This window comes from Variovorax sp. 160MFSha2.1 (assembly GCF_048305075.1).
GTDB classification, from domain to species: domain Bacteria; phylum Pseudomonadota; class Gammaproteobacteria; order Burkholderiales; family Burkholderiaceae_C; genus Variovorax; species Variovorax guangxiensis.
Map to the genome: position 1 here is coordinate 4,813,382 of NZ_CP157624.1, position 23,899 is coordinate 4,837,280.

General features: G+C 65.1%; 25 protein-coding genes. 13 read left to right on the forward strand and 12 right to left on the reverse strand.

What is annotated here, in order from left to right:
* The first annotated feature begins 108 nt into the window (after window positions 1-108).
* Window positions 109-1,002, forward strand: coding sequence for a DMT family transporter (locus ABL838_RS21900; protein WP_126024438.1), 894 nt, complete (start codon window positions 109-111; stop codon window positions 1,000-1,002).
* A 12-nt stretch (window positions 1,003-1,014) separates the two neighbouring features.
* Here the strand turns inward: ABL838_RS21900 and ABL838_RS21905 are convergent, their stop codons facing one another.
* Window positions 1,015-1,671, reverse strand: a complete 657-nt coding sequence (locus ABL838_RS21905) for a dihydrofolate reductase family protein (protein ID WP_418121887.1) — start codon at window positions 1,669-1,671, stop codon at window positions 1,015-1,017.
* A 156-nt stretch (window positions 1,672-1,827) separates the two neighbouring features.
* Between ABL838_RS21905 and ABL838_RS21910 the strand changes: the two genes are divergently transcribed.
* The 3 genes from ABL838_RS21910 (at window position 1,828) to ABL838_RS21920 (ending at window position 3,358) form a co-directional block, all read left to right on the forward strand.
* Window positions 1,828-2,220, forward strand: a complete 393-nt coding sequence (locus tag ABL838_RS21910) for a DUF7668 domain-containing protein (RefSeq protein ID WP_369661374.1) — start codon at window positions 1,828-1,830, stop codon at window positions 2,218-2,220.
* A 67-nt stretch (window positions 2,221-2,287) separates the two neighbouring features.
* A complete protein-coding gene (locus ABL838_RS21915) occupies window positions 2,288-2,902 on the forward strand; it encodes a hypothetical protein (protein ID WP_418121889.1) in 615 nt (204 codons plus the stop codon).
* Between the two features lie 21 nt (window positions 2,903-2,923).
* Window positions 2,924-3,358, forward strand: a complete 435-nt coding sequence (locus ABL838_RS21920; RefSeq protein ID WP_418121891.1) for a VOC family protein — start codon at window positions 2,924-2,926, stop codon at window positions 3,356-3,358.
* A 61-nt stretch (window positions 3,359-3,419) separates the two neighbouring features.
* On the opposite strand, the gene ABL838_RS21925 is transcribed toward ABL838_RS21920, so the two are convergent.
* The 4 genes from ABL838_RS21925 to ABL838_RS21940 form a co-directional block, all read right to left on the reverse strand.
* The gene (locus ABL838_RS21925; RefSeq protein WP_418121893.1) at window positions 3,420-4,238 is read right to left on the reverse strand and encodes a hypothetical protein; all 819 of its coding nucleotides are present in this window, start codon (window positions 4,236-4,238) and stop codon (window positions 3,420-3,422) included.
* A 123-nt stretch (window positions 4,239-4,361) separates the two neighbouring features.
* The gene (locus ABL838_RS21930; RefSeq protein WP_418121894.1) at window positions 4,362-5,729 is read right to left on the reverse strand and encodes a hypothetical protein; all 1,368 of its coding nucleotides are present in this window, start codon (window positions 5,727-5,729) and stop codon (window positions 4,362-4,364) included.
* A 111-nt stretch (window positions 5,730-5,840) separates the two neighbouring features.
* Window positions 5,841-7,613 carry an ATP-binding protein gene (locus ABL838_RS21935; protein WP_418121896.1) on the reverse strand — a complete coding sequence of 591 codons (1,773 nt, stop codon included), beginning with the start codon at window positions 7,611-7,613 and terminating at the stop codon, window positions 5,841-5,843.
* Window positions 7,614-7,658: 45 nt separating this feature from the next.
* A complete protein-coding gene (locus tag ABL838_RS21940) occupies window positions 7,659-8,342 on the reverse strand; it encodes a response regulator (protein WP_418121898.1) in 684 nt (227 codons plus the stop codon).
* Window positions 8,343-8,870: 528 nt separating this feature from the next.
* Between ABL838_RS21940 and ABL838_RS21945 the strand changes: the two genes are divergently transcribed.
* From ABL838_RS21945 to ABL838_RS21955, 3 genes are all read left to right on the forward strand, one after another.
* Window positions 8,871-9,311, forward strand: coding sequence for a TcpQ domain-containing protein (locus ABL838_RS21945; RefSeq protein WP_369661367.1), 441 nt, complete (start codon window positions 8,871-8,873; stop codon window positions 9,309-9,311).
* Window positions 9,312-9,445: 134 nt separating this feature from the next.
* Window positions 9,446-9,739, forward strand: a complete 294-nt coding sequence (locus ABL838_RS21950; protein WP_418121900.1) for a hypothetical protein — start codon at window positions 9,446-9,448, stop codon at window positions 9,737-9,739.
* Window positions 9,740-9,790: 51 nt separating this feature from the next.
* Window positions 9,791-10,117, forward strand: a complete 327-nt coding sequence (locus tag ABL838_RS21955) for a DUF2867 domain-containing protein (RefSeq protein WP_418121902.1) — start codon at window positions 9,791-9,793, stop codon at window positions 10,115-10,117.
* Between the two features lie 426 nt (window positions 10,118-10,543).
* Here the strand turns inward: ABL838_RS21955 and ABL838_RS21960 are convergent, their stop codons facing one another.
* On the reverse strand, window positions 10,544-11,521 hold the full coding sequence (locus tag ABL838_RS21960; RefSeq protein WP_418121904.1) for a GlxA family transcriptional regulator: 978 nt from the start codon (window positions 11,519-11,521) through the stop codon (window positions 10,544-10,546).
* A gap of 93 nt (window positions 11,522-11,614) precedes the next feature.
* On the opposite strand from ABL838_RS21960, the gene ABL838_RS21965 reads away from it, so the two are divergent.
* On the forward strand, window positions 11,615-12,040 hold the full coding sequence (locus tag ABL838_RS21965; RefSeq protein ID WP_418121906.1) for an MAPEG family protein: 426 nt from the start codon (window positions 11,615-11,617) through the stop codon (window positions 12,038-12,040).
* Between the two features lie 14 nt (window positions 12,041-12,054).
* On the forward strand, window positions 12,055-12,789 hold the full coding sequence (locus ABL838_RS21970) for a GNAT family N-acetyltransferase (protein ID WP_418121908.1): 735 nt from the start codon (window positions 12,055-12,057) through the stop codon (window positions 12,787-12,789).
* A 202-nt stretch (window positions 12,790-12,991) separates the two neighbouring features.
* Here the strand turns inward: ABL838_RS21970 and ABL838_RS21975 are convergent, their stop codons facing one another.
* Complete coding sequence (locus ABL838_RS21975; protein WP_418125891.1) at window positions 12,992-13,579, reverse strand: DUF308 domain-containing protein; 588 nt, start codon at window positions 13,577-13,579, stop codon at window positions 12,992-12,994.
* A gap of 165 nt (window positions 13,580-13,744) precedes the next feature.
* On the opposite strand from ABL838_RS21975, the gene ABL838_RS21980 reads away from it, so the two are divergent.
* On the forward strand, window positions 13,745-15,220 hold the full coding sequence (locus ABL838_RS21980; RefSeq protein WP_418121909.1) for an HD domain-containing phosphohydrolase: 1,476 nt from the start codon (window positions 13,745-13,747) through the stop codon (window positions 15,218-15,220).
* Here ABL838_RS21980 and ABL838_RS21985 read toward each other — a convergent pair.
* Window positions 15,213-15,518: a hypothetical protein gene (locus ABL838_RS21985; RefSeq protein WP_418121911.1), complete on the reverse strand. Its 306-nt coding sequence runs from the start codon at window positions 15,516-15,518 to the stop codon at window positions 15,213-15,215. The two genes, ABL838_RS21980 and ABL838_RS21985, sit on opposite strands and share 8 nt — an antisense overlap.
* Before the next feature lie 223 nt (window positions 15,519-15,741).
* On the opposite strand from ABL838_RS21985, the gene ABL838_RS21990 reads away from it, so the two are divergent.
* The gene (locus ABL838_RS21990; protein ID WP_126024404.1) at window positions 15,742-16,764 is read left to right on the forward strand and encodes a LysR family transcriptional regulator; all 1,023 of its coding nucleotides are present in this window, start codon (window positions 15,742-15,744) and stop codon (window positions 16,762-16,764) included.
* Here ABL838_RS21990 and ABL838_RS21995 read toward each other — a convergent pair.
* The 4 genes from ABL838_RS21995 to ABL838_RS22010 all read right to left on the reverse strand — a co-directional run bounded on the left by ABL838_RS21995 (window position 16,682) and on the right by ABL838_RS22010 (window position 21,773).
* Window positions 16,682-17,578 carry an ABC transporter permease subunit gene (locus tag ABL838_RS21995; protein WP_126024402.1) on the reverse strand — a complete coding sequence of 299 codons (897 nt, stop codon included), beginning with the start codon at window positions 17,576-17,578 and terminating at the stop codon, window positions 16,682-16,684. The two genes, ABL838_RS21990 and ABL838_RS21995, sit on opposite strands and share 83 nt — an antisense overlap.
* Window positions 17,571-18,359: a taurine ABC transporter ATP-binding protein gene (locus tag ABL838_RS22000; RefSeq protein ID WP_184641581.1), complete on the reverse strand. Its 789-nt coding sequence runs from the start codon at window positions 18,357-18,359 to the stop codon at window positions 17,571-17,573. Before ABL838_RS22000 ends, ABL838_RS21995 begins: the two co-directional genes overlap by 8 nt.
* 16 nt (window positions 18,360-18,375) lie before the next feature.
* Window positions 18,376-19,389 (reverse strand): taurine ABC transporter substrate-binding protein, encoded by a 1,014-nt coding sequence (gene tauA / locus ABL838_RS22005; protein ID WP_369661349.1) that lies wholly within the window; start codon window positions 19,387-19,389, stop codon window positions 18,376-18,378.
* Window positions 19,390-20,234: 845 nt separating this feature from the next.
* Window positions 20,235-21,773: a PLP-dependent aminotransferase family protein gene (locus ABL838_RS22010; RefSeq protein WP_418121912.1), complete on the reverse strand. Its 1,539-nt coding sequence runs from the start codon at window positions 21,771-21,773 to the stop codon at window positions 20,235-20,237.
* A 185-nt stretch (window positions 21,774-21,958) separates the two neighbouring features.
* On the opposite strand from ABL838_RS22010, the gene ABL838_RS22015 reads away from it, so the two are divergent.
* Window positions 21,959-22,363, forward strand: a complete 405-nt coding sequence (locus ABL838_RS22015) for a nuclear transport factor 2 family protein (protein ID WP_418121913.1) — start codon at window positions 21,959-21,961, stop codon at window positions 22,361-22,363.
* 40 nt (window positions 22,364-22,403) lie between these two features.
* Complete coding sequence (locus tag ABL838_RS22020; RefSeq protein ID WP_260310686.1) at window positions 22,404-23,897, forward strand: NAD(P)/FAD-dependent oxidoreductase; 1,494 nt, start codon at window positions 22,404-22,406, stop codon at window positions 23,895-23,897.
* The last annotated feature ends 2 nt before the right edge of the window (window positions 23,898-23,899 follow it).

Genomic DNA, 23,899 nt, shown 5'->3' on the forward strand with positions numbered 1-23,899 from the left:
GCCTCTGAGCTGCTGAAGTCTTGAGGGCGTCGAGCACGCCCTGCAGTCGGACATCGTGCTCGGCCCTCGCTGAGCCTCCACATCCGGCCATCGCCGGGAGACAACCCCATGCAACCGACCGGAACCCTGCGCGGCATCGCCGCAATGCTGCTGGCCTGCGCCTTCTTTGCCTGCATGGACGCCATGCTCAAGACCCTGGCGGGGCACTATCCGCCGCTGCAGGTGATGGCGCTGCGCGGCCTCACCGCCCTGCCCCTGGTGTGCATGTACATCGCCTGGCGGCGCGAGATGGGCGGCGTTTTCAACCGCAAGCTGCGCTGGCGCCTGCATCTTCTGCGCGCCGTGCTGAACATGACGATGCTCGTGCTCTTCGTCCACGGCCTGAAGACCCTGGGCCTGGCAGAGGCCTACACGCTCACCTTCATCGCGCCGCTGCTGATGGTGCTCATCGCGGTGCCGATGCTGGGCGAATCGATACTGCCGCGGCACTGGGTCGCCATCGGGCTGGGCTTCACAGGCGTGGTGATCGCGCTGCGGCCCGAGCAGGGAGCCTTCCTTTCGACGGGTGCGCTGGCGATCCTCGTGGCCGCGGTCTGCTATGCGCTGTCGAACATGCTGGGCCGGCTCATCAGCCGTACCGAGCCGAGCGCCGCGCTGGTCTTCTGGACGACGATCGGCATGGCCGTGGGCGGAGGCCTGCTTTCGGCGCCGCAGTGGGTGCCGATCCAGCCCCAGCACACGTGGGTGCTCGCCGGCCTGGCCATGAGTGGCTTCCTGGGCCAGCTGGCCATCGCCGAGGCTTTCCGCCATGGCCAGGCCGCCGCCATCGCCCCCTTCGAATACAGCGCGCTCGCATGGGCGCTCTTGATCGACTGGCTGTTCTGGCAGACCGCGCCTGACACCTGGACGCTGGGCGGCGGCGCATTGATCATCGCGAGCGGGCTGTGGCTGGCGCGAAGCGAGGCGCCGAAGTCCGCGCGGGAGAATCAGCAGGCAGCCTGAGCCGATAACGTATCAGGGCGCGACGCGGCTCAGGAACATGTGCGTGGCACGCTCGCCCGCCACCTGCCGTTCGCAGCGGTAGCCCAGCGCCGGCAGATCCAGACCCGCGAACAGTGCCTCGCCCTTGCCAAGCAGTACCGGTCGCACTGCAAGGTGCAGTTCGTCGATCAGCCCTGCCTTCAGGTATTCGCGCACGGTGGCCACGCCGCCTCCCACGCGCACATCGCGCCCGCCCGCGGCGGCCCGCGCCTGCGTCAGCGCATCGTGGATGCCGCCGGTGACGAAGTGGAAGGTGGTACCGCCCTTCATCGTCAACGATGCACGGGGATGGTGGGTCAGCACGAATACGGGCACGTGGTACGGAGGCTCGTCGCCCCACCAGCCCTTCCAGCTTTCGTCGGGCCAGGGGCCGCGCACCGGGCCGAACATGTTGCGCCCGAGGATCCAGGCGCCCATCTCGGCGAAGCCCTGCTCGGCGATCTCGTTGTCGATGCCGGTCTCGCCATTGGCCTCACCCGTCTTCTGCATCTGTTGCCAGACGCGCGTGGGAAAGAACCAGTCCATGAGTTCCGGCCCGCGGACACCCAGTGGGTGCTCCAGGCTCTGATCGGGGCCGGCCGCGAAGCCGTCCAGCGAAACACCGAAGCTGCGCACAAGCAATCGGGACATGGGGTCGTCTCCTGCAAAAAGCGGAGCGACAGTTTAGACCTCGCAAGCCGAGAGCAGATTTCCCGGGCGAAGGGGCGAGAGTGAGCACCCTGTCCGCCCTCTGATGGACAACAATCGGCCAGCAACTCAGGACTTCATACCCTCGCACTCGCAGCCATGGCTCACCTACCAATCTCCGCTTCCGATGAAGACCTCATCAAGTTCGCAGACGAATGGGCAAGGCTCCTCGAAGCCGAAGACTACGCGGCAGCCTTCGGATTCACCGCGCAGGAACCATCGATGCAATGGACGCCGGAACTGATCCGGCAGGTCATCAAGTCGTACGGCGAATGCAGCGCCGGCCAGAAGGTCACGCTGAACGGCGAACCCACCGACATCCACCAGCGAAAGGAAGTCACGCGCTGGCAGGATGATGGCCATGGCAGCATCGGCGAGATATGGTACGACCTGAACATCGACGGATATGCCTCCGACCTCACCGCGACCTTCTACATCGAAGAAGGCCCGGATGGGCTGACGGTGCGGTTGAACGACATTCACGTCATGTAGTTTCCGTTCGGCCATCGGCAGCCCCGTACGGCCACCACACAACTCGCTCTTCGCTTTTCATCCACCAATGAACCTGCCGAATTTCGACCGCGACGCGGCGCGCGACCTGATGAAGGAGAAAGCCGGCGCGCCTTTCTCCGCGTTCGATGTGGCCACCCGCGCTCATCACCGCCAGGACAGGCAATTCCACGCGGAGGCAGCCCTTCTCTTCTGCCTTGCAGCCGAAAGAGCCGATGCCGAGCATCGCGCGGATCAGTCCAGGCCCAATCAGGCGATCAACCATCTCGTGCGGGCGGGCATCGCGTTCAACCGCGCAGCGGAGATCGAGACCGCTGAACCATTGCTGCGCCAGGCCATCGCCTTCGATTGGGCCGGAAACGGACTTTCGAACGACAGGCACATGGTCGAGTGGGCCTTCTACCAGCTGCTGCTGAACGCCCGGCAAGAGCCGGAGCGCTTTGCGCAACTGTTCGATGAAGCCGTGTCGCGATGCGCCGAAGTCGACAGGGACTACACGGCGATCCACCCGCACCAGGAAGAACTGCTGGAGATCGCCATCGGCATGGAGCATCGTCCCATCGTCGAACGGCTCGCCACAAAGATCGCGGAACGCCGCCCGGCCAAGAAGGCGACCAAGGAATTGCTGGCGCGGGCCAGGGCACTGCTCGCGAACTCCACCTGATCGATGAAGGGAATGGGAGACATGGCAGTCAAGCGAATGGACAACATCCTGATCGTTGTCGATGACCTGGAAGCGGTGAAGGCATTCTTCGTCGAACTCGGTCTCGAGCTCGAGGGCCAGACCACGGTCGAAGGGCCTTCCGTCGGCGGCCTCATAGGGCTTGGAGACGTTCGCGCCACCCTTGCGATGCTCCGGACTCCGGATGGGCAAGGAATCGAGCTGGACAAGTTCCACACGCCGGATGCGGTGCGGTTCGGCCCCGTGAATGCGCCGGTGAACACGCTGGGCCTTCGCCGCATCATGTTCGGCGTGGACGACATCGATGCCGTGGTTACCCGGATGCAGGCCCATGGCGCGGAGATCATCGGCCAGATGCAGTACGGGGAGTCGTACCGGCTCGCATATATTCGCGGGCCCGAGGGCATCATCGTCGGGCTTGCCGAGCAACTCGGGTAAGAACCGCCTCGATCAGCCAGCCACGCAACCTGCGCACGACTCTGGTAGAGGCACTCACGCCTCATCTCCTGCGAGGGCTGTACTCGGCGCAGGACTTCTTGCCTGCAGAAAGCAGGCATTGCATCCGCTCATCCTCCACACCTACCGCATCAAGGTATGGACTCGTCCCCGTCGCACCGTCGGGGTAGGTCACCAGATAGCGGTGGCTCTCCTGAGGGTCGGCGCGAACCGTCATGGCCATGTCTTCGACAACTCTCACTTCCAGGGTCATGGTTCCAGATGCCGAGGGATCGAGGTTCGGCGGAAAGAAGAGTGACTTGGGCCGCAGCCGAAGTTCATTCTTCGAAGGATCGTCCTTCACAAGGATCACAGGGAAGTACGCGAACTCCGCCTTCACGTTCGGGGTGCGAATGGCATCCTTCGCGCTCCTGAAGTTGAACTCGCTTCCATGCGAGATCACTTCCCTGCCTTTGACCAGCCGATGGTTGCTGCGGTACTTGAATGAAGTTTCCAGCGATGCCAGTTTCCACTGGCAAGCACCTCCTGCATCGATGGCGAAGCGCGCCTTGTAGGCGTCACCCGCAGTCTCCCTGACGAGATCGACCTTCTCGAAACTCAAGGCTCGCATCATGGCAGTGCCGCTCTGCGACTGGCCACCCACGCCGTAGCGCGTCGCTTCCTTGCATTTCTCAGATGCGTACCGCAGCGTGACGGGCTGGGGCTCCACACCATCCGCAGCCTTCACGATCAGCGTCAGCCAGCGTGCATCCGCGGAGGGGCTTTGCGTGCGGTCTGCCTTTCGATCCAGGTCAGATGCCGATGTGCAGCCCGCCAGGAAAGAACAGATCACGAACAGGGGAATGCCAAGTCTCTTCTTCATGTGTCTCGTGTCGACTTCGTCGAAGCGGCCGGCGATCTTGATGAGCCGGCGCGCTCCGGGTTGCCAACACTATAGGGGCCGGCAGGTTGGCCGGATGCCTGGCCCTCGGGACTTCAGAAGAGCTCAAGGCGCAAGCGTGAGCTTGAAGATCTGGTTGCCGTTCGATGCACCCACGTAGATGGTCCCGTCGCCGGCAACGGCCACGCCGATCGGGAAGTTGAACGCCAAGGCCGTGCCGCTGCTGTCCCGCAGCGTGCTGATCTCACCCGATGGCGAGACCACGCGCGCCACGCCATCCCATGCCTGGGTCAGGAACACGTTGTTGTTCGCATCGACCGTCACGCCATAGGAGTAACCGAGCTTGGCCGGCGTGGCGGAGGTGCCGTCGACCACGCCGGCGCCCGCATTGCCGTTGGCGCAATCGCCCAACAGCGTGCTCACCGTGGCGCTGGCCACGTCGATCTTGCGCAGGCAGGGGCTGTCGGTGTCCGTGTCGTACAGCGTGCTGCCATCGCGGCTGATCGCCAGGCCCTGCGGACGAGCCATCTGGGCGGCCGTGCCTACTCCGTCCAGGTAGGCCTGCGTGCCGTCGCCCGCAAGCGTGCTCGTGGTGCCGTCGGCCGCGACCTTGCGCACGCGCTTGTTCTCCGTGTCTGCCACGAACAGGTTGCCCGCGCTGTCCAGCGCAATGCTGGCGGGGTTGTGGAACAGCGGAGTGGCCGGGCTGTCGGCATAGCCGCTCGTGCTGTCGCCAACCCAGGTGCTGAAGGTCGTGGCGTTGGGGGCGATCTTGTTGATGCGGTGATGGTCGCTCACGTACAGCGTGCCATCGGCTCCAAGCGCCAGGCCATACGGCGTATTCATGGTCGTGCCTGGTGTCACCTCTGCGCCGTTGCCGCTGGCCGTGTCGATTTTGTAGACCGAGCCATTGCCGCCCATGGCCACGTAGAGGTTCGCGCCGCTCGCATCCAGAAGCAGTTGATAGGGATGGTTGTAGCTCACACCCGTGGTCGCCAGCACGTTGGCGACCCATGGCTTGACCGTCAGCGTGGCGGCGTGGCTGGTCACGCTGCCGTCTGCGCCCGTCACCCGTACGCGCAGTTGCTGGCCGCTGTCGGCCAGTTGATTCGCAGCAGTGGTGAAGCTGTCTCCGCTGGCTCCGGAAATATCCGTCCAGCTGGTGCCTCCATCGACGCTGCGCTGCCACTGATAGGCCGTGGCGCGCACGGCTTGCACCTTCAACGTGGCGGACACACCCTGGCCAACAGTGGTATCCGATGGCTGCATCGTGATGGAGGGCGTGGTGTCTTCCGGTGCGGGCGCAGGCGCCGGTGTTCCCTGCGAAGCGGGCGCGGGCGCGGGGGCGACAGCGAACCCGGGGAACCCGCCGCCTCCTCCCCCGCCACCTCCGCAGGCGGCCAGCAGGAGATTCGTCATGAGCAGCGCGGCAGGTGCACGCCATGCACGGGAAACGGTACGAGTGGCAATCATGATGGGCCTTCCTTTTTTCAAGTGGAGTGAACGAGAAGGCCTTCACGTTAGGGAACGTAACTCCCGCAATCCAGTGTCGAAGGTCATCGGATTGCGCAGAAAAAAAGATGCTCAGGAGTGCAGGGAAGTGTCCGTCGTATCGCGTCGCTTCAACGCTGAAAGGGCCTGCAGCAACCTCTCGGCGGCCACCGGCTTGAGCAGCACCTGCAACCCGGAGTCGCGCATCTGCTGTTGTCGTTGCGGTGCGGTTTCCCCGGTGATCAGCAGCACCTGCAGGCCGGGGCCGAAGCGCGCGCGCAATCGCTGCGCCGCAGCCAGTCCGTCGGCACCATCGGCCAGGCGGACATCGCACAGCAGCACTTCGACAGGGGCACTGCCATGTGCGGCGTGCGACAGCACGGCCTCAGCCTCGGCTTCGCCAGCCACTGCATCGATGGCCACGCCGTGGGCCTGCAGCAGCCCGGTGACGGCCTGGCGGATCGCGACTTCATCGTCGACGATCAGCACGCGATGCGGCAATGGCAAGGCAGCGCCCTGGCGCGCAGCGGATGGCGCGACGCCAAGGGCCGACACCGCAGGAAGCACCAGGCGAAAGCGACTGCCGCGATGCAGGCGCGAACGCACCTGCAGCGGATGTGCCAGCAGGCGCGAGATCCGCTGCACGATGGACAGGCCGATGCCCAGCCCTCGCGCCCGGTCGCGTCCCGGATTGCCCACCTGGTAGAACTCGTCGAAGATCCGGCCGAGGTGCTCGTCCGCAATTCCGATGCCGGTGTCGCAGATGTCGATCCACACCACCGGCCCTCGCGCACGGGCGGCCACCACCACGCCGCCGCGCTGCGTGTACTTGAGCGCGTTGTCGACGAGATTGGACAGCAGCCGCTGCAGCAGCTGCGGATCGCTCAGCACCCAGCACGGCGTGGCGCGCAAGCGAAGCTGCAGTTCCTTGTCGGCCGCCTGCGCCGCAAACACATTGTTGAGCGCGAGAAACAGTGGATTGAGCTCCACGGGCCGTATCTGCGGCGCCACCTCGCCGGCATCCAGCCGCGAGATGTCCAGCAGCGTGTCGAGCGAATCGCCGAGCGTTCCGACCGCATCCATCAGCCGCGCAGCGTGATCCCAATCCTCGCTGCCGCGAAGCTTCTTCTCGATGACGGCTCCGAACAGCGCGATGGCATGCATGGGCTGGCGCAGGTCGTGGCTCGCAGCGGCGAGAAAGCGCGTCTTCTCCTCGCTGGCGCGCTGCGTGGCTGCAATCTGGTGGCTCAGCTGCTCGGCCAGCGCCTCCTTCTCGAAACGCATCGTCAACGAAGCGGTCAGCAACCGGTGATGCTGCAGCGCGAACATGATCATCACGCACATGTACAACAGACAGCCGCTGGCCAGGAACAGGTGCGTGCTGTCGCCCCGCCAGGCCAGTGCCAGGGTAAGGCTGGCCATGCTGGGCACGATGAAGCGCGGAATGTTGCGCTTGAGAACCGCCAGCGACAGCGCTCCGCCCGCGCAGCCGCCCATCATCATGACGATGACCATGACCCAGAGCCCCAGGTTGCGCCCCGCCGGAACGCACAACCAAGGCGCAAGGCCCCAGACGCAGGAGCGCAGCAGCACATTGCGCGCATTGAAGCGCGCCCAGTACTCGGGGTGCTCCGCCGCATCGGGGCTGCGCTGATAGCGCCTGTAGGCGCGCCGCAGCGTCAGCGCCAGGTGCAGCGCCATCCACAGCAGGACTTGCCAGCGCCACGTGGCCAGGAACAGGCCGATGCCCAGCGACTGCGCCGTGAGGAAGTCCGCAAGATAGGCCGCAGGCGCGTTGGCATGGACCGCGGCGACCTGCTCGCGCAGCACCCGCTGGGCCAGTTCGGGCGGATGCAGGTCATTCATGCAGGCATCGCCACGTCGAAGGCCGCATGACGCAAAGAGATCAGCTCACCGAAGGCTGCTGATGAGCTGGGCCCGCGAGCGCATGCCGAACAGCAACAGCAGGGTGGACACATGGTTCTTCACCGTGCCTTCGGTCAGATGCGACAGCTGCGCGATCTCCTTGTTCGACTTGCCGGACAGCACCCAGTCGAGGATCTCGACCTGACGCGCATTGAGCTGCGGCTGCAGCTCGGCTGGTACTGGTGTTGCGCAGATCGAGACCGCAGGCGCAGGCTGCGAGACCGGCTGAACGACCAGATCGTTGTCCCTCACGTAGCGCAACACCTCGCCCAGATGACCGGTCTTGGGCAGGAAGGCCTGAGCCCCGAGCGCCATCACTCCCTGCATCAGCGCATGGCTGTCCTTGCCCGAAAGCACGACCACGCGCGACGCGGGAAAAGCACGCCTGAAGCGCACCAGCGTATCCAGGCCTTGAGAGTCGGGCAGATCGAGATCGAGCAGCACCAGAAGATGCGACGAGATATGGAACTCGTACAAGCGCAATGCGTCGGCGAGGCTGCGTGCCTCGTGCACCGGCACGCTTGCGGTCTCGGCCAGCAGCAGCGCCCGAAGGCCCAGACGCACCAGCTCGTGGTCGTCGACCACCAGGATGCCCCGCGCCGATATGGCGACACCGGCCTCGCTACGCAACGGTGCGGCATGCGAAGACAGTGATGCGGCGTTGGCCATGGTGCGGGCATCTTAGTTCCGATGTTTGCGAAGCTGAAATGACCAAAGTCATGAGGAACAGGGCACTGTTGCTTGCAGCGGCGGCTGTTCTCTTGCCCTGGCGACGCATGAACTCTGCGGATCTGGCTGGCGATCAAGTTGATCTCCAACGGTTCGATACCAGCTCTCACAGAGGAGAGAAGCGTCAGAAGCATCGCTCTCGCCGACTCCAGATGCCTGACCACGATGCCGGACGTGCTCGCCCTTCCGGAGTTCGGTTGCCTCGCAAATAGGAAGGCATACGCAAGAAGACATATGCCTTCAGAACGCCTCGCTTCAGGAAGCATGGAGCACTCGCCCTGCAGACCTGATGCCTCGCGTGCGGGCCCGTGCTCCATGCCGCTGGATAAAATGCGTGACTGCTTCCCTGGCCAAGCCCCATCGGGCTCTGCGCCGCTGCTCCTCAACCACTTGCCAAACTCCTTGCATCCCACGGACTCGCCGATGAGAAAGGCTCTGCTCCGTCCATCAATCTGGGTAGGCATCAGCATGAGCCTTGCCGCGACGCTCGCCGGCGCAACGGCGGGGGTTCAGGTGGAAAAGATATCGCGAGACATGCCCGCAGGCGTCGCGCTCCCGGGGCCGGATGAAGTTGTCCCTGCAAGCGCCGCAGCCAGTACGCCCGCGGCAGAGGCCGCCTCGCTCGCCGAGCGAAGAATCCGTGCGGTTCGCGCTCAGTGGCCCATCGAGGACGAATCATTGCGTCGCGTGATCATGCACTGGGGCTCCACCGTGGGCGTAGAGGTCCGCTGGGACAGCACTCGCGACTACACCCTCACACCCGAGGTACGCGCCGGACATTTCAGCGGGTCGTTCAAGGATGCGTTGTTCCAGCTCGCGCAGAAGTATCAGATGCTGGATGCGCCGCTGCTGCTCGAGTTTTCGGAGGACGGCACCGTTCTTCGGGTGAGCGATCAGGAAAGGCCGTAGTAGGTTCTTCGCTCCTTGTGGCGATGCGTGAGCTGCGCTCCGCGAGTGCGGTGCCAACCTTCCTTCAACTACAGTCGGCCGTGGGCGGACGCATGATGTCCCCCCGAACGTCCACCGTTCCACAAGGAGTTTCGATGAACTTCAGGCCATCAAAGTCCGCACGTTCCCTGCCGGCGACCGCAACAGGCGCGCACGCCGTCGGTACAGCCGCAGTGGGCTCCATCGTGATTGGCGCCGCAGCCCTCGGCGCCCTCGCCGTCGGGGCCTTGGCTATCGGTCGGCTCTTCGTGGGCCGGGCACGAATCCGTCGGCTGGAGATTGACGAACTTGTTGTTCGTCGCATTCGAATCATTGAGCAACTGACGCCGCCGCCGGCGTCGATGCCTGTCGGCGAGCCCATCAAGACACGGGCCGAGGCGGCGAAGTAGCCGCAACGGCTACCGGTCATCAGCCTGGGCAACATGAACCCACACCGGAACATGACCTCCGCCAAAGCACGCGCCGTCCCCATGCCCAGCAACAGCGCGCTGACACCGCTCTACGCCGTTGCCGACCTCCTGGACGCTTTCGCAATCCGACTGCCGGCAGAGGCCAGCAACGATATCGAGGTGCTGGCACGCTTCGCGCTCGAGCGGCAGGCGGGGTGGATTCGCGCGCTCACGTTTGCACGTGACGTGGTGATGGCCCCATTCGGCGTGAAGTCATCTCGCGCCGTCGGTCTTGCCGGAAAGGCGCGTGGGCCAGTCACCAGGAGTAAGGCCTATTCCCGTCGTATGGGTTGCTTTCCAGCCGGTCGCCTGGGTTAGGAAGCCTCGTTATCTCCATTCGGCGACCGCTTCTGGGCGTATCGGGCGACAGCAAGAGCTTTTCTCGCACCTACAACCTATCCGGCATTGGTCGACCAAGACCCACTTTCCCTCAGTCGCTTGATCCATCGTCCATCCATGAAGAGCTACGTCCTTGCTCTCGATCTTGAAGGCACCTTGATCTCGAACGCCATGAGCCAGATACCGCGCCCGGGCTTGGTTGAGTTCTTGACTCGTTGTGCCGAACTCTTTCCGCGCATCGTCATGTTCACCACGGTCAAGGAAGAGCGATTTAGAACGATCGCGCGCTTGCTGGTGGATGAGGAAGTCGTGCCCGCCTGGTTTGCGGATATGGAATACATCACCTGGCACGGCGAGACAAAGGACCTCCGGTTTGTCCCCAGCGTGCATCCATACCAAGTATTGCTAGGGGGCCTGCTCGCTTCGCATCTCGGCCTTCAGCCCACGCACGCCGCGTCCAAGCTTGCGACGCAGCAAGGCCCTGAGCGTTGCCGAGTTGGCGTAGCCGACTTCGGTGGCAATGTCCTCGAGGCTGTAGCCTATGGACGTGAGATGCAAGGCGTGTTCGACCCGCAAATCCTGCACGAACGACAGAGGCGTCTTACCAAGCACTGCTTCGAGGCGTCGGTGCAGAGTGCGCGGACCGACAGACAGCGCATCGGCAGCCTCCTGAATCGAGAAGCCGCGCGTGAGGTTGTCGCGCACCCAGCGATCGAAGCGCGCGATCAGCGGATCCGCCTGCGACAGGTGATCCTGAATCATGTAATTCGCCTGAGACGAGCGCTTGTCTATCAGCAGGAAGCTGGCCACGCGCTGTGCAAGCTCAGGGCTGCGCTGGCGCACCATCCATAGAGCAAGATCCAGGTGCGCCATCGCGGCACCGGCCGTCACAACGGCCCCGGAAGGCACAACCATGCGCTTGTCGTCCAGCTTCACCGCCGGATAGCGCTTGCGAAACATCGATGCCAACGACCATGTGGTCGTGGCGTGTTGTCCGTCGAGCACGCCTGCCTCCCCCAGCAGGAAGGTACCACCGCACGCCGCTGCGATGTTGACACCCGCGTTGCTCCAGGTGCTGAGCAAGCCGATGGCTTCTCGAACGTCGGTCCGCGACAACGCGCGCTCCAGCAGTTCCGGCAGCTTTGCATTGAGTGCTGGCACTACCACCCAGTCCACGCGCGGTAGCGTCGGAGCCACTTCGGTGGTGAGCGTCAGTCCATGCGCGGTCCGCACGCGTCGCCGCACGCCTATTGCGCTCACGGTGATCGGTAATCTGCGCGCCCCCTGCAGCGCGGCCAGTTCGTTGGCCGTAGAGAACGTATCGAGCAGCACGGAGAGCCCGGAGTCGAACACGCCGTCGAGCGTTAGTATTGCAATACGCATGTCAAAATCGATGCCAAAGTAGTCATTTTTGACTGTAGCTTATCGGCCTGGTCAAGCCTAGAGTTCGTGCACTCTTCAGCTCCATCACCGCCGATGCCACACGATCTCGCCTCAAGGCTCCCTCCCGAACTTCACAGCCTCGCCCTGGTCACGCTGACCACAGCGCTGATGTGGATTCCCTATCTGCTGGCGCGAGTCCTAGCCCACGGCTTGTGGCCTGCGCTCGCCAATCCGCCTTTGGCGCCGCCCGCCATCCGACCGTGGGCAGATCGCGCGAAGCGCGCGCATGCCAACGCCGTCGAGAATCTGGCCGTGTTCGCGCCGCTCTTGCTCACCGCGTCAGCAATCGGCGCGGCCGACGCAACAGTCGTCCTTGCAGCACAGGCCTATCTAGTCGCGCGTGTGGTGCACTACGTGGTCTACGTGTTCGGCATCCCCATCGCGCGCACGCTGGCTTTCCTGTGCGGCTTCGCGGCTACGCTGGTTGTGGCTTGGCGAATTCTCGGCATGGCTGCGTGACGGAGAGTTTCACCATGAACGCGTCTGGGAATAAGGGTATTGCAATAGCTTCGTCGATTCTTGATGAGGTGACTTGGGCGGCGCTCGGCGGCCCTCAGGCCCATCTGGCGCAACTCGACGCCGATGGGCGGCGATACACGCCGGAGGTAGCACCCTTCGCGGCCGTCCGGGGGGACGATGTCAAATTGGTCGCGGCGATGGTAGGTCGACTGGGTGCAGCGGAAACGCTGGCGTTCGCGACGCTGGCGCCGCTTGGCGAGGTCGATGGAGCGGTCACAGTAATGCGTGCGATGCTCCTGCAGATGGTGCTTGGCGACGCGGCGGCGGCTATAGACGGTCCGACGCGGGCCGACATCGGGAAGTTGTCCGCTAATGATGTGCCGGCGATGCTCTGCCTTGCGCAGGCGACACGGCCCGGTCCGTTTGGGCCACGCACGATCGAAATGGGCAGCTACCTCGGTATTCGTGTCGATGGTGCGCTGGTCGCCATGGCGGGAGAGCGTCAGCGCGTGCCCGGATTCTCTGAAGTCAGCGCGGTCTGCGTGGACCCGGCATGCCGCGGAAGAGGCTACGCCGGCGCGCTCGTGGCACGGCTCGCACTTGACATTCTTGATCGCGGTGCAGTCCCGTTCCTGCATGTCGTGAAGGAAAACGTCAATGCGATCGCGCTCTATCAACGGCTGGGCTTTGTGACACGCCGAGAGCTTCATCTCGCGATCTTCAAAAACGGCTTGCGCGACCAGACCTGAACTCGCCAGAGGAATGGATCCGAAACGCGAACATCAAAGCGAGTGATATTTATCGGCCCACGCGCGATCGCTGGCAGCGGCTTAAGCAGCAGTCACTTCAGCCATGACCGTCCGGCGACCGGATTAGAGGGGCAAATATCAAGGAGCGACTGTCTTGTACTGGCCCCAAGCTGCCGCCCAACGCTCCAGCACCCTGTCGACATCAACCGCCCCCAGAAGCAAGCCCCCGAGCCCCGCGCCTGCTCTCCCGAACCAGCACCATCACCCCCGAAATCAGAAAGTACACAGCCCCGACCGCCGCGTACCCCACGATCGTCTGAAGCACCGGCGCACCACTCCCCTGCTGCGCCACGAAGAACCCACCAGCCAGCGCTGACTGCGCCCCGCTCAGCATCATCACCCACTGTCCTCCGTTGTCCTTGCGGCGGCGAACGGCCGTGGCCAACTGCAGCAGGCCTGCAACGATCGCCCAGCCCCCGAAGATCGCCAGTGCGATGTGCAGCTTGAACACGAGGGAGCCCGCGACCGCCAGCGTAACCAGCGCGCTGATCCAGATGTTGAGCAGCTGCGTGGCATTGGCCTTCGCACCACCTGTCATCCTCACGTCCAGCAGGTTCGCAAACGCATCCCAGGCGGGATAGACGATCAGCAGCACGGTCGCCAGTGCGGGCGATTGCTTCGCGACGGTGAAGACCGCCGCGACCCACGCGAACGAGAAGGCGGCACGGACGAGGTAGTACTTGCGCAGCCAGGCGGCTCGCTGGGATTCGGTTTTCAAGGGGTCGGACATGATGAGGAATGAAAAGGAGAAAAGATCGTCGTCCATCGAGTGAACGGTACGGACGCACCCATTCTTTTCCCTCCCCGCCGCACGCGGTATCCGTCGGATGACCGACAGAGCCCCGAAAAACTGTGCGATGCTGGGTGCCCGCCGCCGCGATTCCCTCCTGCCCCCATGTCCGACGACACGACGACCATCACCGTTTTCGACGCGGTCCGCGCGCTGGCCTTCATCGGCGACCTGAGCATGGGCCAGCCGACGGACCACTCGCTGCGCACGGCCTGGCTGGCCGGGAAGATCGCCGCCGAGGCCGGGTGCGACGCGTCGCAGGTCGAGGCCGTGCGGCATGTCGCGCTGTTGCGATGGTCGGGCTGCACAGCCAATGCGCAGGAGTTCGCGGATTTCCTCGAAGACGATGTACAGGGCCGGCAAGCGCTGCTCGCATCGCGGGCACCCCGCATGCGCCAGCCGCACATCAGCGGACCGGTGCCCGATGCCGTGCTGGCCATGGCCGACATCCATTGCGAGATTGCCGGCGACATCGCGAACACGCTGGGGCTGAGCCGCGAGACCGAAGCCGCGCTGCGCACGGTGTTCGAGGCTTACGACGGCAGCGGCGTGCCCGGCGTGCTTCAGGGCGAAGACGTTCCGCTTGCGACCTACGTGGTGGCGCTGGCGAGCGATCTGGAAATCTTCGGGCGTCTCTACGGAATCGATGAAGCGCTCACTGTGGCGCGCGGACGTGCGGACAGTCTCTACCCGGCCTTCCTCGTCGATGCGAGCATGCCCTTCGCCCCGGCATGGATGAAGGAGCTGGATTCCCCCGCCGCGCCATGGACCGAGCCGGCGGAGCAGCCCGCATCGATGCTGCGACGCATGGGCCTGGAACTGGTCGGCGATGTGATCGACCTCAAGCTGCCGTGGATGACGGGCTACTCGCGCCGCGTGGCCAGCCTGGCGCGCGATTGCGGCGCACAACTCGGTCTGGACGAGGCCGCATGCCACCGCACGTACAAGGCCGGCCTGATCCACGGCATCGGTCGGGCGGCGGTTCCCAACGCGATCTGGAATGCACCCGAGCCGCTGCCGGCGTCGTCGCTGGAGCGCGTGCGGCTCGTGCCCTACTGGACTTCGCGCGCTGCCGGGCAGATCGACGGTCTCGCAGCCGAAGCGGAGATCGCATCCTTCGCCTTCGAGCGGCGTGACGGCTCGGGCCACTTCCGCGGCCGCTCGGGCTCGGCGATGCCGCTGGAGGGGCAGATCGTCGCCGCGGCCGAGCAGTGGCAATCGCACCGCACCCGCCGTCCCTGGCGGCCGGAACTCACGCAGGCACAGGCGCTCGACTGCATGAAGGAAGACGCCAAGGCAGGCCGCTTCGATCAGGAAGTCGTCACGGCGCTGCTCGCATGCGTTCAGCCGGGCAGCGTTTCAAAGCCCGTTGTGCCGGCACAGGTCGATGCGTCCCTTTCCCAGCGCGAACTCGAAGTCCTGCGCTGCATCAGCCAGGGCCACAACACGAAGGAAGTGGCCCGTGTGCTGGGCATCAGCCCGAGCACGGTGCGCACTCATGTCGAGCGCGTGTTCCAGAAGCTCGGGTGCACGACCCGTGCGGCCGCGACGCTGAAAGCCGCGACCAGGGGGCTCATCTAGCAGCAACGGCGGCACGCAACGACCGCAGCGTGCCCTCGGCCGCCTCGATGCGCCGGCGCAGTTCGTCGTTGACGACGCGCACCAGCGCGCTGAGTTCGGAGCGGCTGGAGCAGACCTCCTCCGCATCGTTCACGCGCTGCGGGCAGATGAGCCTTTCGAGGCCGGCGTAGGCGTGCCGGACCTCGTGCAGGCTATCGATGTCGTCACAGGCCTGCAGCGCAAGCGATTCGGCGCCGGTGGATTCTTGAGAGTCGGGGAATGAAGAGACGCGCGCGGACGCGCGAGCGGATGCAGCCATGAATTGGCCTCCAAGACGTTCAGTTATTAAAAACAATGCCGCTGGCCAAGAGGCGCTTGCGGCGGCGTCGCAGAGGTGACTCGGGAGACCAAGCCCGGTCACGCCTTTTTGTGACGTGACGGGGCGCAGTATAGCTACGGAGGTATTCATGGCAGCGGCCCCAAACCGGCGATGTCCCTACACCCGACGGCCTCATCCCGGAAGCTGGAACAATCCGGCCACCATGGACGGTCTGGATCTCATCAAAACATTTCGCGAAGTCGCCTTTCGCCGCAGCTTCTCCCGCGCGGCGATCTCGCTGGGCATGTCCAAGGCCACCGTGAGCCGCTACGTGGCCGAACTCGAAGCCCGCAGCGGCGTGCGGCTGCTCAACCGCTCCACCCGCTCCCTGAGCCTCACCGACGCCGGCCAGGTGCTGCTGGAACGCAGCACGCAGTTGGTGACGATGGCCGAGAACACGCTCAACGACCTGCAGGCGCACGGCTCGCATCCGCGCGGGCGGCTGCGCATGAGCGCGCCGCACGGGTTGATTGCCGGATGGCTCTCCGACGTGATCGCGGGCTTCATCAAGCTCTACCCCGACGTGTACGTGAGCCTTGTATTCACCAACGACGACCTCGACCTGATCGAGGAAGGCATCGACATCCACCTGACCGGCGGGCGCATCGACGACATGAACCTGATCGTGCGCCGCCTCGTGCAGTTCGACATGGTGGTGTGCGCGGCGCCTTCCTACTGGGCGCAGCGCGGCATGCCGCAGGTGCCCGAAGACCTGAGCCGCCACGACGTGCTGAGCTTCTCGGCCAAGCAGACGACCAACCTGCCCTTCGAGACCGACGGCGAGCCGTACGAGGTGCCGGTGCACAGCCGCATGGAAGCCAACGATGCCGTCGCGCTGATCGAACTGGCGCTGCGCGGCGTGGGCGTGGCCTACGTGCCGGAGCCGCTGGCGCAGTCGCACCTGGAGCGCGGCGCCCTGGTGCCGGTGCTGCGCGACCACATGCCGCGCGAGCACTGGCTGTACGCAGCCTACTCGCAGCGCCGCCACAACAGCGCCGCGATGCGCGCGATGCTCGACTACCTCGAGCAGTCGATGGACGCGCTCACCGAAGGCCCTGCCCTGCCGCCTCCGATGCCCGTGACGGTGGCACCGCCGCCACCGGTCACATGCGCCCTTTCCAAGGCACAAGGCGCCGCTCGAGCCACCGCATCAGCAGGTCGAAAAGATAGGCCACCACGCCAATGACGACGATGCCCATGATCACGATGTCGGTGCGCAGGAAGTTCGACGCGTTCAGCACCATCTGACCCAGCCCCATGTTGGCCGCCACCATCTCGGCGGCCACCAGCGTGGTCCAGCCGAAGCCGATGGCGATGCGCATGCCCACCAGGATGTCTGGCAGCGCCGAGGGCAGGATCACGTGGCGGATCACCTGCATGTAACTCGCACCCATCGAGTAAGCCGCGTTGATCTGCTCCTGCGACGCGCTGCGCATGCCCGAGCGCGCGGCCAGCGCCAGCGGCGCGAAGCAGCTCAGAAAGATCAGCAGCACCTTCGGCAGCTCGTCGATGCCGAACCAGATGATGATGAGCGGCAGGTACGCCAGCGGCGGCAGCGGCCGGTAGAACTCCAGCGGCGGATCGAAGATGCCACGCCAGAAGCGGCTCATGCCCATCGCGATGCCCACCGGAATGGCCGTGGCACAGGCCAGCAGGAAGGCCGAGAACACGCGGAACATGCTCGCCAGGAAGTGCTGCCACAGCGGCTTGTCGTTGGCCTGGCCGGTGAGGTATTCGTAGAACTGCTGGAACACCGCCTGCGGCGTGGGCAGGAAGAGCGGCTTCACCCAGCCCATGTTCGTGACGAGGAACCACAGCGCCACCAGCGCGATCACCGTGACGATGCTGATCGTCAGGCTGGAGCCCTCGCCCGGCACCTTGAAGGAGCTGGTCTTGAGCTTGGCGCCCGTTGCCGGTGGTGCTGCAGGCGTCGGCGATGCGGCGGGCTTGGAAGGTGTTGGCGTCATGGCGACGGGGGATGCGATCGACACCTCAGGCATGTGCAACCTCGCGATGATGAATGATCGACAAGACTTCTTCACGCATGCGGATGAAACCGGGCTCCGACTTCACCTTGCGCGAATCGCCGTGCGAGAGGTACTGGCGCGAGAACGGCACGTCGTCATACACGTGCGAGATGCGCCCCGGGCTCGGGCTCATCACGATCAGCCGGGTGGCGAGGAACAGCGCCTCCTCCACCGAGTGGGTGATGAAGAACACCATCTTGTTCGACTTCGACCAGGCTTGGAGAAGAATCTCCTGCACCTGCTCGCGCGTGAACGCATCGAGCGCGCCCATGGGCTCGTCCATCAGCAGCACGGCCGGGTCGCTCGCCAGTGCGCGCGCAATGCCCACGCGCTGCTGCATGCCGCCCGAGAGCTCGTACACCGCGCGATCGGCGTACTTCTGCAGGCCGACAAGATTCAGTTTCTCTTCGGCAATGCGGTCGCGCTCGGCCTTGCCCATGCCGCCGAGCCGGAGGCCCAGCGCCACGTTGTCGCGCACGTTGAGCCAGGGCATCAGCGCGTGCTTCTGGAACACCACGCCGCGGTCGGCACCGGGGCCGGCCACGGGCTTGCCGTCGAGCAGGATCTCGCCGGTCGAAGGCGGCAGGAAGCCCGCGATGCTGTTGAGCAGCGTGGTCTTGCCGCAGCCCGAGGCGCCGAGCGCGACGACGAAGTCGCCGTCGTGCATCGTAAGGTTCACCGGCGCCAGCGCTTGGAGCGTGCCGCCCTTGACCGCGTAGTTGACCGTCAGGTCGCGAATGTCGAGCGTGGGCATGTGGTGCCGCTCCGGTTCACTTGCCCATGGCCTTTTCGACGTACGCCGTCGTCACGTAGGCGCTGTAGTCGGGCTTCACCTCCTGCACCCGCCCCTGCTCCTTGAGGAACACGGCCGTGTTCGCCATCGCCTTGGCCGCGCCGCCACCCAGCCACGTGGGCGAGACCTGCTCGGCCATGGTCGGGAACGAATAGAGCGCCATCGCCGGGCCCACGTCCTTCGGGTCGGCCTTGGTCCACTTGGCCATGGCTTTTGTCTGCGGCGAATCGGGTGTCCAGCTCTTGCCCGTGGCCTTGTATTCCTCGTTCGCGCGGTTGAGCGCCTTCACGAACGCGACCATGAAAGCCTCGTTGGCGGCTGCCCACTTGGCGTTCACCACGATGCCCTCGAAGGTGGGCGCGCCGCGCTTGCCGATGCTGCCCGACGTGGCGATGGTCTTGCCCGTGCCCTTGATCTTGGAGAGCACCGGGTCCCAGATGAAGGTCGCGTCGATGTCGCCGCGCTCCCATGCGGCGGCGATCTCCGGCGGGCGCATGTTCATCACGTTCACGCTCTTGGGGTCGACACCGTCCATCTTCATGCCGGCCATCAGCTGGTAGTGCGCGGTCGACACGAAGGGCGTGGCTACCTTCTTGCCGGCCAGGTCCTTCATGCTGTTGATGCCCGACGCGTTGCGGGCAATGAGCGCCTCGGCGTTCGCGATGTCGGCCGAGATCCAGAACAGCTTGATGTCCTGCCCCTGGCTCGCCGCGGCGGTCAGCGGGCTAGAGCCGGTCTCACCCATCTGCACGTCGCCTGAAGCCATCGCGCGGATCACGTCGCCGCCGCCGGAGAACATGCGCCAGTTGATCTTGTAGCCCGTGGCTTTCTCGACCTCGCCGGATTCCATGACCAGGCGCAGGGGGACGAGCATGTCCTGGTGGGCGAAGGTAACTTCCTTGGCCTGCTGGGCGTAAGCCGTGCCGCACAGGGCTGACAGCGTGGCGGCGAGAACGGCGAACTGGAGGGGGAGACGGCGGGACATGGTCATCTGGTTGCTCCGGTGGGTGAATTGAGTCTCGCCGGACTTTGCACCCATCGGGAGCAGCCAGGAAGTACCAGCGACTGTGTCGGCATGGAGCCAGTCGGTGAGTGAATACCCTTGTTGTGGTGCGTTCTGCACGGGGGAGGTGCACTTTGGAAGTTGGCTTTGCCTCGGTGAGACGCTGCTGGGTGGTTGCTTCCCGAGGCCGGGTCTCGGCCCGGCGGCCGACCTACTTTTCTTTGCTTCGCCAAAGAAACGTAGGCAAAAGAAAGGCGACCCTACTGTCTGCGTCCCTCCGCTTCGCTACGGGCAACCTGCGGTGCTCGACGTAGGAGGGGGTCCGCAGAACTCGCTTCGCTCAAACAGCTGCGGCCCTTATCCCTCCTACGTCTGCGCTCCTCGGCGCAGCCAGAAGGGAGTTGGAAACCAACAGGCCATCGCTGCGCTCGGCCTTCTGAACAGCCTGCACTGGCCTTCGCTTCGCTCGGCGAGGCGTCCGACCTCAGCATCAACTTCAACGGCTCCAGTAGCCACAAGAACTCATTCCAAGCACGGCAGGCGCGCAGCGCCTGCCGTGCCTTGGGGGCCGAGCAACGCGATGGCCCGAGCATCTCCCCTCCCCTCTGGCTGCGCCGAGGAGCGCAGCGTTTCGCGGATCAGGGCTCGCAGCTGTCTGAGCGAAGCGAGTTCTGCGAGACCCCGCGAAACGCGAGCACCGCAGGTTGCCCCTTCGCAAAGCGAAGGGGTCGCAGACAGTGGGGTCGCCTTTTCTTTGCCTACTTTCTTTTGGCGAAGCAAAAGAAAGTAGGTCGCCCGCCGGGGCGAGTCCCGGCCTCGGGAAGCAAACAAACTCAGTGATTGAACCCGCTAAAAGAACGCACTTCCCCACGAGCCAAAGCCAGTTCCCCCACAGCCAAAGCCAAAGCCCGAATCCCAGCCGGAATCTGCCCAGCAGCAATAGAAGAAAGCCTCAACCGAAAGAACGGACAAGGATAAGGAGGCCGAGCAAAGAACACATCCCCCGCCTCGATCAACACCCCATGGCTTCGAGCCATCAACGCCAACTCAGTCGCATCCACCCAAGTAGGCGCCTGCACCCATATGGAAGCCCCTCCGGAAGGCAGCCGAAACTCGAAATCAGGCAAGTGCTCCCGCAACGCCTGCGCCGCAATGGCCAGCCGCTCCTGCATCGCATGATTGACGCGCCGCGCATGCGACTCGTGATGCCCCAGCGAAAGAAACAGCGCGTACGCATGCTGCAGAAAGGCACTCGGATGCCGCACCATCGCATGCCGAATCACCCTCAGCTCCTTGATCAAGGCGCGCGGCGCCACGATGAACCCCAGCCGCAGCGCAGGCGAAAGGCTCTTAGAAACAGACCCCACGTAAATCACCCGCCCCGTCTTGTCCAGGCTCTTGAGCGCCGGCATGGGTGTGCCTTCATAAAGGTTCTCAGCCTCGTAGTCGTCCTCGATGATCACGAAGTCCTGCAGCTCCGCCTTGCGCAACAGCCACTGCCGCCGCTCCAGGCTCAGCGTGGCGGTGGTAGGGCTCTGGTGCGAAGGCGTGACGAACAGATAGTCCGCAGCGGGCAGCGCATCGACCACCAGCCCGTCTTCATCCACATCGACCTCCACCCACTTCGGTTGCCGCAGCGAAAAGCTGTTGCGCGCATGCGGGTGCCCCGGCTCCTCCAGCCCCACGCGGGTCTGTTCGTCGAAGAGCGCCTCGGCCAGCAGGTAGTAAGCGTGCTGCGCGCCCATGGTCACGAGGATCTCTTCCTTCAGCGCGAACACGCCGCGCTTGGGCAGCAGTCGCGTACGGATCTGCTCGATGAGGTCGGGAACGTCGTCGGTCTCGAAATCCGGCGTCCAGTGCGGCAGCTGCGAGCGCGCCAGGCTGCGCGCACAGCACTCGCGGAAGTCTTCGGTGGGAAACAGCTGCGGGTCGTAGTTGCCGTAGACGAAGGGGTACGGATAGTCGCGCCACTGGTCGGGCTTCGACAGCGTGGGCTTGTCGACCAGCGAGCGCAGCACGCGGCCCGACCAGTCCGGCGGCTGGCTGGCCTGGCCGCTGCGTCCCACCAGCGGTTCGGCGGGCACCGCAGTCAGAGGGCGGGCGCCATGCGCGACGAACACGCCGCTGCGCGGGCGCGCCTCCAGGAAGCCTTCGTCGATGAGCTGTAGATAGGCCGAAGTGACGGTGTTGCGGCTGAGCCCCAGCAGGGCGGCGAGTTCGCGCGACGAGGGCAGCGGCGCGCCGGGCGCGAGGTGTTCTTCGAGGATGGCCTGCACCACGCTGGCGCGCAGACGGGCCTGCAGAGGCAGCGCCGGTTGATCGGGCAGCGCGAACAGCTGCGCCCACTGGATGGCTCGCGGATTCGGGGGCATGGTGCGCCGCAGTTTAGGGCAGCCATGCCGGTCCGTGGCGCATTGGCGGCACATCCGAGGCGCATCCGCGGCGCTCTGGCTCGGTCGAATCCCACCATCTGGCCCTATCGCGCAGGCAGGCCGCTGCCTACGCTTGCTCCATCGAATTCCTGGGCCTTCGTGCAGCCAACGCCATTTCCAACGCCATGCCTTCCTCGAATACCGCCACCGTGACCACCGACACCCTCGCCGCCTTCAGCGATGCCTGGAACCGCCACGACATCGACGCGCTGATGAGCTTCATGACGCCCGACTGCATCTTCCAGACCGCCGCCGGCCCCGAGGCCTGCGGCACGCGCCACATCGGCACCGAAGCTGTGAGGAAGGCCTTCGCCGCCGCATGGGCCACGGTGCCAGACGCGCAATGGACCAACGGCGTGCACTTCGTGCATGGCGACTTCGGCACCTCGCAGTGGACCTTCACCGGCACCGCCGCCGACGGCAGCCGCATCGAGACCGACGGCATCGACGTCTTCACCTTCAGGGACGGAAAGATCCACCTGAAGAACGTGTTCCGCAAGGCACGGCCGAACCTGCCCGCCGCGAAGTGACACGCCAGTCTCCTTTCCCTTCCTTCGATTGGAGCCCCTCATGACCATGACAGGCACCGCACAGCGGGACAACGCCGGCACGGCCAGCATCGACGGCGCAGCGCTCCGCCAGCAGCAGCAACTGCAGCAGCCCAAGGCCCCCTCCCGCCCCTACGATCCGCAATACGACCCGCTGCTCGCTCCCGACCCCGGCTCGGGCCGCGCCTACGCACCCACCTGGTGGGTGGCCAGTGCTGGTACGCCGCCGGAGGACGACGGCCCGGTCACGAGCGACATCGACGTGGACGTGGCCGTCATCGGCTCTGGCGCCACCGGCATGTCGACTGCGCTCTACCTCGCGCAGGAGCACGGCATACAGGCCACGGTGCTGGAGGCCAACCAGGCGGCCTGGGGCTGCTCCAGCCGCAGCGGCGGCCAGGGGCAGAACGCGAGCGGCCGCCTCAAGCGCTCGCAGTGGATCGAGCGCTGGGGCCTCGACACCGCGAAGAAGCTCGACGCCGAGATCCGCAGCGGCTTCGAGAACTTCCGCCACCTCACCACGCAGATCGACTGCGACGCCTGCGACGGCGGGCATCTCTATCTTGCGCACCGCAAGGAGAAGCTGCCCATCCTCGACGCCGAGGCGCGGCTGATGCGCGAGAAGTTCGGCTACGCCACCCGCATGATGAGCGCGGAGGAGGTGCGCCGCGACTACTGCGACGAGCGCGAGACCGTCGGCGCGCTGTACGAGGCCGAGGGCATCGGCATCCATCCGCTGAAGTTCACCTTCGGACTGATGCGGCGTGCGCGCGCACTTGGCGTGAAGGTGCACACGGCGAGCCCCGTGCAGGGCTGGGAGACCATCGACGGCGTGCACCACCTGCGCACGCCCGGCGGCGTGGTGCGCGCGCGCCGCGTGGCGGTGTGCACCGGGGGCTACACGGGGCAGGCGCTCAACCCGATGCTGAAGGACCGGATCATGCCGATCCTGTCGAACTCGGTGGTCACGCGCCCGCTCACCGATGCAGAGCTGCAGGCAACCAACTTCCGATCGAAGACCTTCCTGACCGACACGCGCACCCTGCGCTTCTACTACCGCCTGCTCGAAGGCAACCGGCTGCAGCTGGGCAGCCGCAGCGCGGTGACCGGCGCCGATGCCGAGGGTGCGGTGCACCTGAAGCTGCTCACCGACGCCATCGCACGCAAGTTCCCGCCGCTGGCGGGCATCCGCATCGACTACTCGTGGTGGGGCTGGGTCGACATGAGCCACGACATGATGCCGCGCATCACGCAGCCCGACGCAAGCAAGAGCATCTGGTACGCGGTGGGCTACGGCGGCAACGGCGTGTCGTTCTCGACCTGGGCCGGCAAGCGGCTGGCCGAGCGCGTGGCGGGCAAGGACGCGGGCCGCGAGGTGTTCGAGCTGCCCATCTACCACTCACAGCTGCCCTTTCCCAACGTGATGGGCATGGTGGAGTCGCGTGCATTCGCGCCCTTCCGTCGCGTGGGGCAGCGCATGCTCTACAAGTGGTATTGGCTGCGGGACGAGAAATAGAA